The sequence below is a fragment of the Pseudomonas sp. P106(2024) genome (assembly GCF_057480815.1).
On the sequence record NZ_JBLIYU010000026.1, the window covers coordinates 1 to 11946 of the forward strand.

General features: G+C 63.0%; 9 protein-coding genes. All 9 read right to left on the reverse strand.

The window, feature by feature from the left end; translation table 11 throughout:
- Nucleotides 1-160: 160 nt before the first annotated feature.
- The gene (locus AC25M7_RS24745) at nt 161-1840 is read right to left on the reverse strand and encodes an alpha-keto acid decarboxylase family protein (RefSeq protein WP_280093534.1); all 1680 of its coding nucleotides are present in this window, start codon (nt 1838-1840) and stop codon (nt 161-163) included.
- Nucleotides 1837-3591, reverse strand: coding sequence for a flavin monoamine oxidase family protein (locus tag AC25M7_RS24750; RefSeq protein ID WP_213883670.1), 1755 nt, complete (start codon nt 3589-3591; stop codon nt 1837-1839). The genes AC25M7_RS24745 and AC25M7_RS24750 overlap by 4 nt, the downstream gene beginning before the upstream one ends.
- A gap of 167 nt (nt 3592-3758) precedes the next feature.
- A complete protein-coding gene (locus AC25M7_RS24755) occupies nt 3759-5075 on the reverse strand; it encodes a hypothetical protein (RefSeq protein WP_486971586.1) in 1317 nt (438 codons plus the stop codon).
- 13 nt (nt 5076-5088) lie between these two features.
- Nucleotides 5089-5400, reverse strand: coding sequence for a YkgJ family cysteine cluster protein (locus AC25M7_RS24760; protein WP_330104839.1), 312 nt, complete (start codon nt 5398-5400; stop codon nt 5089-5091).
- Nucleotides 5379-7001, reverse strand: coding sequence for a hypothetical protein (locus AC25M7_RS24765; protein WP_486971587.1), 1623 nt, complete (start codon nt 6999-7001; stop codon nt 5379-5381). Before AC25M7_RS24765 ends, AC25M7_RS24760 begins: the two co-directional genes overlap by 22 nt.
- 56 nt (nt 7002-7057) lie before the next feature.
- Nucleotides 7058-8158, reverse strand: a complete 1101-nt coding sequence (locus tag AC25M7_RS24770; RefSeq protein WP_069017807.1) for a chemotaxis protein — start codon at nt 8156-8158, stop codon at nt 7058-7060.
- An 82-nt stretch (nt 8159-8240) separates the two neighbouring features.
- On the reverse strand, nt 8241-9260 hold the full coding sequence (locus tag AC25M7_RS24775) for a helix-turn-helix transcriptional regulator (RefSeq protein ID WP_486971588.1): 1020 nt from the start codon (nt 9258-9260) through the stop codon (nt 8241-8243).
- Nucleotides 9261-9795: 535 nt separating this feature from the next.
- Complete coding sequence (locus tag AC25M7_RS24780; RefSeq protein ID WP_486971589.1) at nt 9796-10560, reverse strand: hypothetical protein; 765 nt, start codon at nt 10558-10560, stop codon at nt 9796-9798.
- A gap of 63 nt (nt 10561-10623) precedes the next feature.
- Nucleotides 10624-11901 carry a bifunctional O-acetylhomoserine aminocarboxypropyltransferase/cysteine synthase gene (locus AC25M7_RS24785; protein WP_486971590.1) on the reverse strand — a complete coding sequence of 426 codons (1278 nt, stop codon included), beginning with the start codon at nt 11899-11901 and terminating at the stop codon, nt 10624-10626.
- Between the last annotated feature and the right edge of the window lie 45 nt (nt 11902-11946).

Consider the following 11946-nt stretch of genomic DNA (forward strand, 5'->3'; position numbering starts at 1 on the left):
GGGGATTTTGGGCAGGTCACGCAAGGGTTTCTTTTTGGTTGGCATACATGCACCTCTTACTCATGTTATGCCCGAACACAAAATTTCTGACACCCTCTCTGGAGGAAGTACGTGGCGTGGCACCAGCAAGGCTGATGCCTGACACCACTGCTCCGTAGCTTTAACTCACCCCGGCCAACCGTTTGATCTGCTCGGCAAAGTCCTTCTCGGCAATCTTCACCTCCACCAGCACCGGCCGATCCTCCACCATCAGCACCTGCGCCAGCAACCGTTCCAACTGGTCCACCGTCTCCACCCGATACCCCAGTGCGCCATACCCGCTCGCCAGCGCCGTATAGTCCAGCGCGGGCAGGGTATCGAACGGCGCAAACTCACCTTCGGGCGTGAACGCGTCAGGGTCGACGAAGGCTTGCTCGATCGCATACACCTGGTTGCTCATCACGAACACCAAGGCATTGACCTTGTTGCGCGCCAACGCCGCCAGTGACTGGCTGACCATCATGAACCCGCCGTCGCCGGCCACCACCACCGGGCGCCGGTCGCTGCCCAGCGCCACGCCCAGGGCGCAACCGGTCTCGTGGCCGAGCGAGCCCCAGATGGCGTCGGAGATGAAGCTGCCACGGGGCATGCCGTTGATGTTGCTGGCCACATACAGCGACGAGCTCTCGCCGAGGATCAGCGTGCTGCTCTGCCACAAACGGTGCTCCTGGGCGAAGTTCACCAGGCTGTCGAAGAAGCTCGCGTAGCTCAGCGCGCTGGGCACCGCGCCGCTGCCAAGCAGTGGGCGGGAGGCGGCCAGGGCCGCGCTCGGGCGAGGGAACTGGAGGTCCACCTGCAGGGCCTTGAGCAGGGCGTCGACGTAGTCGGGCAGGCGCACGTTGGGGTAGTAGTCGGCGCCGGCGCGGGCCAGTTCGCAGTTCACCTGGACGATCTGGCCGTAGCGGGCCTTGAGCAGGTCCAGGTAGTCGTCGGTGAAGATCACGCCGATGGCCAGGATGCAGTCGCAGGCATCCACCCGGGCCGAGGTTTCCGGGCGCGAGGCGGGGCCGGCGTAGGTGCCGATGAACGGCGCCTGGCTCTCGTCGAGCGCGGTCTTGGCGTCGAGGGTGGTGGAAAAAGGCAGGCCGCAACTGTCGATCAGGCGCTGCACGGCGTCCTGCAGGCCGTAGCGGATGATCTCCACGCCCAGCAGCACCAGGGGCTGACGCGCCTTCGCCAGGCGTTGCACGCTGGCTTCGACCAGGCTTTGCAGGGCCTGGGGATTGGACGGGCGCGGGGCCGGGGTCAGCTGGCCATGGGGGCGGCTGACCTCGGCGCCCCAGATGTCCTGGTAGGCCTCCAGGTAGATGGGCTGGCGGTGGGTGAGGGCGGCGATCAGCGCGTTGTCGATCTGCCACGGCGCGCGGTGCGGGTCGGACAGGATCTCGCAGGCCACGGTCACTTGCTCCAGCACGTTGCGGTCGGCCTCGAAGTTGCCGGTGGAGTGGTGGAACAGCACGTTCTGGGCATTGGCCTTGAGGCGGTCGCTGGTCGAGGGGCTGGCGGAAATCACCACCACCGGGTTGCGCTCCACATAAGCGCCGGCGATGGCGTTCACCGCGCTGAAGGTGCCCACGCCGTACTGCAGCGACACCGCGCCCAGGCCGTGCACCCGGGCGTAGCCGTCGGCGCTGTAGGCGGCGCCCATCTCGTAGATCTCGCCCACGGCTTCGATGCCCTCGAAGGCATCCAGCGCGCTCATGAACTTCGAGCAGTAGTCCCCCGGAACCTGGAACACCTTGTCCAGGCCCAGTTCCTTGAGGCGGGTCAGCAGGTAATCGGCAACGGTGAAGGCGCTCATGGCTTGATCCCCGCGCAGATGTTCTGGGTGATGCCTTCAAGCACTTGCGAGGGATGCGTGGGCATCGGCGGCGTGGCGTAGTCGATCTCTTCCGGCGCTGGGGTCGGCAGCAACTGATAACTGGCGGGGAGCCAGTCAGGACGGGGCAGCTCGAAAAACTCCTGCAGCGCGGACTCGGCGGTGGTCAGCGCGCCTTCGACCCAGCCCTGACCGTAGGAGTAGGCCTCGCCGACGATGAACACCTGCTGGTCCTGCACCGGATGGCGCATCTTCTGGATGATCAGGTCCAGGCGATAGTTGGCCTTCCATTCGTGCCAGCCGCCGCCGTACGGGTCGGCGTCCCAGGCGTGGTACACCGCCGAATAGGGGGCCGGCAGCTCGATCTGGGCGTGCAGCTGAGTGACCTGGCGCTGGGCGATGCGCACCATCTCGTCGCTGATCTGGAACTGCGTGCGCGGCACCACGGCGTCGCTGGCGATGCGGCCTTCGAGGCTGCGCGGGGTGTAGCCGACGAACTCGGGGCCGTCTTCCAGGCCTTTCCAGAACGGCACGGTGCCGATGTCGTTGTAGGAGGCCATCAGCAGCGAGTTGTAGGTCTGTTCACCGCCAGGCTGCTCGCACTCGGTGCCCATGTAGTAGCACTGGCGGATCGGCAGGTCGGTGACCGAGCGTCCGGCCACCAGGCCCAGGTTGCGCCACCAGGGTTGCTCGTAGGCGAGGAATAGCTTGAACGCCGACTGCACCAGCACCGAACCGAGGTTGTCCTTGAGCCACGGGTCGTCGAACAGCGGCGAGTCGATCAGCTCCAGCGAACGGCGCGGCAGGGCGAGGATCACCTGGCGGGCGTGGACGATGTCCTCGCCTTCGAGGTCGTGGGTCTTGCCGTTGACGGTCTCGGTGTGGCGCAGGTGCAGGCGGTAGGGGTACTCGGTGTCGTCGCTGTAGCTCAGGGCGGCCAGGCGGCGGTTCATCTGGATGCGCTGGTCGGCGGGCACCAGGCCGCCGGCCTGTTCGGTGAAGCGCCGGGCCAGGGTCAGCGGCAGGCTCTGGAAGCCATCCTTGAGCGTGCGGAACACGGTGGCGTCGCTGTATTCGGTGGCGGGCAGCTGGGTTACGGCGCTGGCGTTGGCGACGTTGGCCTCGTAGCCGCCGGCGTCCTTCATGAACTGGTAGCCCTCGTTGCTCAGCACGCGGTAGAGCAGGTCCCAGAAGCCGTAGCGCCAGATCGGCTTGCCGAACACCTGCACTTGCATCTGCTCGGCCAGGCTCAGCTTGTCGAAGCCGGGGTAGAGGCTGTTCATCACGTTGACCTGGAGGTCTTCGGGGTTGTAGCCGCGCTCGGTCCAGCCGAGGTCGTAGGGGATCTTGTGCGGCGCTTCGATGAAGTCGCGGAACCGGAAGCGCTGGCCACGCAGGTAGAACAGGTTGTCCTTGGCGCCAATGGGCGCGTCCTTGGGCTGCTCGTTGCCCATGGGGAAGTCCTGGCTCGGCAGGCCCAGGTGTTGCACCAGCGTGTCGACCATCACATGGCCATCGGCGCCGGGCATGTAGCGCATGCCACCGACTTCGGCGACCACGTTGGGCAGGCCGGGCAGCTTGACGCTGAACAGTCTCCCGCCGATGCGATCGCCATATTCGAACAACTGGATACGCTGGCTGTCGCCATGGGCCTGTTGCAGGCGCCAGGCGCTGTAGGTACCGGAGACACCGCCGCCGATGATGGCGACGTCCAAGGGTTGGGGCTGGCTCATCGCAAATTCCCTTTTGTTGTGTGTGGGCAAGGAAATCCATGTGACGAGCCAGTATTGTCGAGGTTTGCTGGAATGCCAGTTTGCCATCATCGAATTTATGGATGGCCGTTCATAGCGTGATTGCAGGTCTGTATAGGTGGGTTCTGACAAGGGCTGCCAGCAACCATTCAGACTTCCGACTGTGCCTCCATGAACTCGTCGATCCAAGGTGTGATGTCGATCCCATCGGAGGTGGCGAGCAACGCTGGACTGATGCGCCAGTGCAGGTTGCCATTACCCGGCACGTTCACTCGCTGGATCAGTTGCACGTCCTCCAGTACGGCTGCCAGTTTGCTGGTGTCGGGTGGGTTGCAGCCGCTGCTTGCGATGAAATAGGCACGCCCCAGGCCAAGCGCAGCATTCGGTTGGCGAGCCTTGACGGCGTGATTGGCCAAAGGAAATGGCGCTCCCTTCAGGTTCGCGCGCAAGTAATCAAGCGTGGCGTTGATCGTTGCGATTGGAAACAGCCGCCCTGGCTGGGTTCTGATGCCCTTGGAGGTGATGCGGTAATGAAAACTGACGCTGTGGCCTTTCGTCGTGCATTCATGCCAGTCGTCATCCAAGGTTGCCACTGCCTGGCGCCGTCTTGTCTTCACCTCGGACGGGGCAGCGCTGGCGCAGATCGGCAAGTCATAACCGATCATGAACAGTGCAGCCTCCAAAGCGCGCAGTCGTGTTTGCGCAGGCAGTCTGGCGAACTGGCTGGTCTTGGCATTCTCGTGTGACAGCACCGCTTCCAGAAGCCAGCTCGCATGCATGTTCCACTGCGCGTGCAACGCCCCGGACTTCAAACGCTGGAAGACCAGCCCCGCACTGGAAGGGTTGCGCCATTTCGGATTGGCGGCGTCCGGCGCGTTCTTTGCCGGTGCCCAGGGGAAGTCCAGTGCCGCCGGGACCGTCGTCAGTTGCCTGTCCTGGCAGAACAAGGTCACTGCCCATCCCAACGCCGCGGCCACACGGCTGTCGTAGATGATCAGGCTTCGGCAGAGCAACGAATAGACCTTGGTCATCCCGGCATTGAAACGCAGCGAGTGCGCAAGGGTGTCGATGTTTCCCGAGTCCAGCGCATCGCGCACTTCGATCAGCGTCTGTGCCAAGCCTGTCTGATTGGCGTGCAGCCAGCGCACATTGCCCGCCTGCACACCGCCCCAGCCCATCACTCCAGTGGTCGCGGCGCAGGCAGCAGTATCGTCTGATCGTGGGGTAAGCGCGCGTTGCAAGGCGCTCTTCCACTTGTCGAGGTCGACCGCGTTGTCATCGAAGGAGGTACCCGTCGACGCAGGCCAGGTGTACTGGCGGTAGGCGTCATGAAGACTGGCGCACTGCCAGGGCCCGGTACGGCGATTGTGGTAGCGGTGGGCGAGAGTGCCGTTGTCCAGGTTGTCGGCCAGCCATTCGATGAATGGCTCGACCATGGGACGTTTCAGGTAATCGGTTCGAAGCATCTTCTGGTCCATGTCATCGGTTTGCGTGTATTTGCTGGCGACTGGCCTGTTCATCCAAGGCTTTACAGACCTGGAGGTTCACCTCGACGAACTCGCTCCAGGTGTAGGTATTCGCGTAATGCCGTTGATACTGCCGATCTACCTGGCAGATCTCGGGCCGGTTGGCGTAGATCGTGCACTGTCGGCTGGCCGTGTCATGGTGCCGGCAGGTACCGTCGCCGCGGTCGAGGAAACGGGTTTCCTCGGCCAGGTGCACGTTACGGCAGCACAAACCACACTTGTTGCATGGAAAGGCGGGTAACGTCATATCAGTGAGGCCAGCCATTGACGTGTGCTGGCGCTGTTGCCAGCCTCGAAGGGCAGCTCGATATCGCGTTTGACCACTTCATCTCGCAGCATTTGGCTGCGCTGCAGTTCGTCGTTACAGGCCGTCAGTGTCAGGGCGAACGCCTCCTGTTCCGCGACATCCAGGTTGAATTCGAGCAGGCTCAGTTCGGTGAGGTAGCGATCCAGCTCTGCATTCACCGCCTGGAAGTGCTGGATTGCATCGGCATGGGGCATGATCGATTCGACGAATGCCCAGAGTTTGAGCCCCATCGGGCTGTGCAGTAGCACGTAGTTCAGGCCGAGGGTAACCACGCCGGTGAGCAGTGCGCTGGCGAAGGCGGCCAACTCACTGCCGAACGGGAAGCTGCACAGTGGCAGCAAATGGGTATGGGCCATGGTGCCCACCGCTGTGGCAGCCCCCAGTGACATCAGGCTGGTGATCGCCTTGCACAGCTCGACGAAGCCCAGTTTTTCTGGGTTGAAGATCATCAGCTTGATCGCCTTGACCAGCTGGCTCCAGACTTCGCGGATGATCTTGATCGCCATGACCTTGGTGGTCGCGAACACGTTGAACAGGGTGGTGGTGGCGCTGGCCATGATGCCGGCGAAGACGCCATCCTTGAAGGCGATGAGAAAGTCCGTGAAGCGCTTCTGTACTCGCTCCCAGATGCCCTTGAGTGTGGCATTGACGCTATCGATGAAGATCTCGAAGTCGAAACGGTTCTTGAGTTTGTCGAGCAGGGCTGGCAGTTGGCCACGCAGTTCGAACCACACTTCGGCCAGCACCAGGCCGAGCATCTGCCGGGTGCCCATCTGCCAGCCGTTCTTCAGCGACGCAGAGGCTGTCTGCTCCCAGAACTTGCTGCTGGTGTAGTAGGCGCGGTTGATCTGCTCGTTGTAAGGCGCGCGGGCGGCCTCGTCGCGTTTGCGCATTTCCTGAGGGTCGATCGCCTTGAGTGTTTCGATCTTGCTCGCTTCCTTGCGGATCTTGTCTTCCAGTTGTCGTGCCTGGTGTTGCTCTTGCGGTGTATCGCGTGGCAGCTTGGCCAGACGCTGGCGGTTGCTGGCCAGTTTCCTTTCGTGTTCGTAAATCAGCCCAGGCAGACCATCCAGATAATCGTTGATGGGCCTCTGTCCTTTGGACTTGTTGATGCTCTCGTGGGTGGTCTGCAGGTTGCTGCTCTGGTTGGCCAGCATCACGCCGTCGAGCCCGGCCAGCTTGCGACCGGCATCATCATGAATCGTCTTCGCGCTGATGACGTGATCAAGGTTGCGCTTTTGCGAGGGCGCGAGCGTAGCGTTGCGGTAGGGGTCGTGCAGCTCGCCTGCCTGGTGCACGGACTTGTCCCGCGCGCCCGTGGCGATGTAATTAGCGTGGCTGTGGTACGGGTCCGGGTCATAGGCGCCACGCTGCTCGTAGTTCTGCTTCTCCTCATCGGTTGCCCAGATGTTGTTGCGGACGTTATGGATGGTGTTCACATCGCCACCGTCCTTGTCCTGAAACAGCAGGAAGTCCAGGCCAAAGCTGGTGGCCAAGCTGTTGACCACGGTCTTTTCGAGCTCTTCGGCCCAAGGATAGTCTTTTGCGGCAGCGTGCATGATAAGGTCCATGAATTCAGGGAAGTGGCAGGGGAGGTTGGCCCCCCCTTGAGGCGTCAGGCCGGCTCGACTTCGTCGGCTTCGGCGCTGGCCTTGACCATCACCTTGTCCAGTTCGCTTTCGTTGAGGATCATCGAGCCATCCTTGTCCAGATCCATGGTCGGGACGCCGTCTTCGTTCTTGACGATTTCACCGTTGGCTTTCTTGAGCTTGAAGATTGGCGTGGTGATGACGTTCACCAGGATGCTGGCCAGCATGTAGCCGTTCTCGATGGTGCGTACGATCGAGTCGTTGAACTTGGCCAGCTCCGCAGCTGTATCTACATTGCGGCCCTTGAGGTCCTCCAGGAAGCTGTCGATGCCCTTGAGGTTGTCGAAGTACTGGTTGAATTGGGCGTAGATGGCCATCAGCGAGCGGCGGATCTTGCGCACGTAATGTTCGGTTTCCTTGAGCATCTCGGTGGCCCGGACGAGCTTCTCAATGGCGCCGGCCACCTCCTGAGCGACCTTGTGGGCATTCCTCAGTGCTTCTTCGCCATGGCTGTTGTAGGCCCAGCCAGCAATCGCCAGCACCGGTGCGGCCACCGCAGCTCCCAGGATTGCTGTACCGCCGGCAATACCTAGGCCTCCGGTGGCCAGTGAGCCTCCACCGATGGCCGCGAGGGTGGCGTTACTGGCTGCTACACCTGCCAGCGAAGAAATCGCGGTGCCGGTCGACGCTGCGCCCAGGGCCATCACCCCACCGTATACGGCGAAGCCTGCTGCGGCGCCTGCGGTCCCCGCGCCGGCAACGGTACCCAGCACACCCACGGCCGTGTAGCTGTAGCCATCGACCTTCTGCAGGTTGTGCCGGGGGATGTTGACTTCAAGTTTGTGCTGGCGGCCGGTGTTCAGCTGTTCCATCAGCTTGTCGGCCAACGTCTTGAACTCAGCGAAGCTCTGACCGATCTCGAGTTCTTTCTTGCCCAGGTTGTCGAGGGCGTAAGTGGTGTTGGTCTCTTGTTCGTCGAAGGGCTGTTTCTTCGCGTCATAGCGCTTCTGGGCATCCTCGACAATCAGGTCGGCCTCCGAATGGCGTTGGTAACCGTCGTAGCCTTTCTTGGCACCGTAGGCGGCGGTAACCAGGGCGGCGGCGCCGAGAATCAGTGGAAGCGGCATGGCAATGTCCTTTTGTTGGCGGAGTGGTATTTGTCGTGTGGCCTGCTTGGCTCACGGTGAACCGAGGGTGATGCAAAACTGCTCAGGCCGGGCAGGCATCCAGGTAGAACGCATGCATCGAACGCAACCGTTGGCGGATCTCTTCGACCCATACCTGCGGAGCATGCACATGGATGTTGTCGTTGAGCCCGAAAATCCACCACAGCGTCTCGCGGTCTAGAGCAACCTTCGCGTGCAGGCGTTTCCAGTCCCGGCCAGGCAAGTCGCTCAGCACCTGCTCATGACTGAGGGGCGTCTCTCGCAGCAGGGCGGCGATCTGCGGGTGGATATCGGCGACCAGCTCCACTTCGGTAGCGGATTGGCGCAGATTGAACACGCCGCTGGCGATGTAGTCGTCGACATCGAACGCGTTGTACAACCGTGCAGGTTCTTCGAGGAGCTCTATCTGCTGGATGCGGTGCAAGGCGAACTGTCGTAGATCGCCGTAGTCGTCGACGGTGGCAATCAGGTAGCTGATCGCATGTCGGGACACCAGGCCTGCCGGGTGCAGCCGAAACTGCCTTAGGGCATCCTTGCTGCGGCTTCTGTAGGTGACTCCCAGCTGTCGACGTTCTAGCAGCGCGGTAGATACCTGCGTCCAGGCCTCTGGCGCGATCGCCGCAGGCAACAGAGTCTTGCCGTTGGGTAGCGCGCGTACCCGGCGCGCCCAATCCGCCAGGCCGTTGCCACCCAGGCCGTGCAGGTAGTTACGAGCCCTGCGGAACTGCGGTCCCAGCTGATCCAGAACCGACTGGGGCAACAAGACTTGCAGGTGGTTCTGCGACAGGTAGAGGGCCAGGGCAGTGGGAGCATCCATATCCTCCAGCTGCAGTGGCGCATTGCGTGTGAAGCTCCAGCGGAACGGCATCTCGCTGTCATCGCACAACAGGGAGAAGGGGATGGACAGGCGATTCAGGTCGCGCTGGATGGAGCGCAGGGTCACTGAAAAGCCACGATCGCGGAGTTTTTCCAGCAACGTGGGGGTAGCAATACGCTGGGGTTCCGTAGGAATCAGACGTAGCAATGCGAACAGTCTGAGCAGCGTGTCCTTCGCTTGAGACATCGAAAACGACCTTGTTCTGAGTAGTCTGGGACCGGGTACGGCCGTCAGCTTTGTCGATCGTAACGCTGAGTGGTGGCCGTATGCCAGCTTTAGATGGCGATTCAAGGGCATGGGCAGTGCCTTCGCCCCGTGCTACCCCGCTCATGGGCGTTGTGCCTTTTCGCGTTTTAGTTCGCTGTACTCGTGGTACCACTCGAGGCCTTTCTTCAGCACCACGGCAAAGCCGATGATGGCAAACAGGTTTTTCATATTCATGTGCTCTTGGGGGAGTGGGGGTAGTCTTGACCAGGAGGGCGACAAACTGCGTCGCGCTACTCAGGAGCCAGCACGCTGGAGATTGGTGCTCGAATGTAGGGTTCTAGTGGCGTCCAGGCTGGTCGAAGCGGCTTCTTCGACATTCTGCGGCGAGGCCTTGAAGGCTTTGTGCATGGGGCGCCGGGAGTTTGCTATCGCTCTCGGGCGACCAGGAGATTGAAAGGGCCAATCCCGTGTTCTGTCTGTGGCACTGTGCAAGGGATAACGATCCTTCACAGGCTCAGGATCGTCGCAAAGCTGCTGCCAGCGCGACGGTCAACATCACACCCACGCCCATTGCCAGGCTGATGGTCATGCCAACCCCCAGCCGCTCCAGCAACCCCGCCATCGCCAGGTAGAACGCGATCACCCCCACCGCGCCAATCGCATTGCCCCGCACCATCGCCGCCATCCCGGCTCGGCCGCCCTGCACATGGGCGAATACCACCAGCGGCCAGGCAATCACCGGAATCGGCGCCAGCATGCCGCTGGTGGCCGGCCCCAGCCAGCTGGCCAGGCTGGTGGTGACCATCAGCAGCGAGGTGGCGGACACCATGCGCAGCGGAATCTCCCAATATCGGTGTCGGGGGCGGGCAAGGGTGTCGGGCCTGGGCTCGCGGCCACTGGCACGAATCAGCACGCCGATCAGCAGCAGCGCCACGCCGATCGACAAATACAACCCGCCCCAATGAGTGAAGGCATAGGCCGCCAGGCCATAGAACAATATCGACAGCGCGACTGCCGGGGCGATACCGAGTCTGCGCGTGGCGAACAGGTAGAAGGTGTAGGTGGCCTGCACGGCCGCCAGCCCACCCAGTGCGCCGGGCACCGCGCCCAGGGCGAAGCCCGTGCCTTGCTCCAGGCACAGGAAGGTCATCACCAGGGCCGAGGTGATCGGCAGCCCGGACAGCAGCCCGCCGAGCAGGCCACCCCAGCGCCGAGAGGCGAGGGAGATGGCCCACATCAGCAGCGGGGTGACGACGAGTTTCAGGTAGAAAAGGGTCATTGCGCGGGGTTCCGGTTCTGCAAGGGGGCGCCCGCCGTCGGCATTGGGTGGGGCGCAGGTGAATCAGCCTCGGCTGGCCTCCAGCGCCTGGGCGAGGTCGGCGATGATGTCGTCGCTGTGCTCGATGCCGATCGACAGGCGCACCATGTCGCGCGGCACGCCGGCTTTTTCCAGCTCTTCGTCGTTGAGCTGGCGATGGGTGGTGGAGGCGGGGTGGCAGGCCAGCGACTTGGCGTCGCCGATGTTGACCAGGCGCACCACCAGTTGCAGCGCATCGATGAAGCGCGCCCCGGCGGCCTGGCCGCCCTTGATGCCGAACGACAGGATCGATGCCGGCTTGCCGCCGGTGTAGCGCCGGGCCAGTTCGTGCTCGGGGTGGTCCGGCAGGCCTGCGTACTTCACCCAGGCTACCTGGTCGTGCTCCTGCAGGTAGCGGGCGACCTTGAGCGCGTTCTCGGTATGGCGCTCCATGCGCAGGGCCAGGGTCTCCAGGCCTTGCAGGATCAGGAAAGCATTGAACGGCGACAACGCGGCGCCAGTGTTGCGCAGCGGCACCACGCGGCAGCGACCAATGAAGGCGGCGGGGCCGAAGGCTTCGGTGTAGGTGACGCCGTGATAGGACGGGTCGGGGGTGTTGAGCAGGGCGAAACGCTGCTTGTGCTCGGCCCAAGGGAATTTGCCCGAGTCGATGACGATGCCGCCGATGCTGGTGCCGTGGCCGCCGATGTACTTGGTCAGCGAGTGCACCACGATATCGGCGCCGTGCTCGAACGGGCGGCAGAGGATCGGCGTGGCCACGGTGTTGTCGACGATCAGCGGCACGCCATGGCGGTGGGCTGCCTCGGCCAGCGCGGCGATATCGACGATGTTGCCGGCGGGGTTGCCGATCGACTCGCAGAACACCGCCTTGGTGCGTTCGTCGATCAGCGCCTCGAGGGCGGCGATGTCGTCGTGGGCGGCGAAGCGGGTGGTGATGCCCATGCGCGGCAGGGTGTGGGCCAGCAGGTTGTAGGTGCCGCCATACAGCTTGGCCACCGAGACGACGTTGTCGCCGGCCTCGGCGACGGTCTGGATGGCGTAGGTGATGGCGGCCATGCCCGAGGCCACCCCCAGCGCGCCGACGCCGCCCTCGAGGGCGGCCATGCGTTGCTCGAGCACGTCGTTGGTGGGGTTCATGATGCGCGAGTAGATATTCCCGGCCACCTTCAGGTCGAACAGGTCGGCACCGTGCTGGGTGTCGTCGAAGGCGAACGAGGTGGTCTGGTAGATCGGCACGGCCACCGCCTTGGTGGTCGGGTCGGGGCTGAAGCCCGCGTGGATGGCGAGTGTTTCCAGCTTCATGCGGTCGTTCCTTGAGCGTGGGGGTGGAAGCGTTCGAGCATGGAG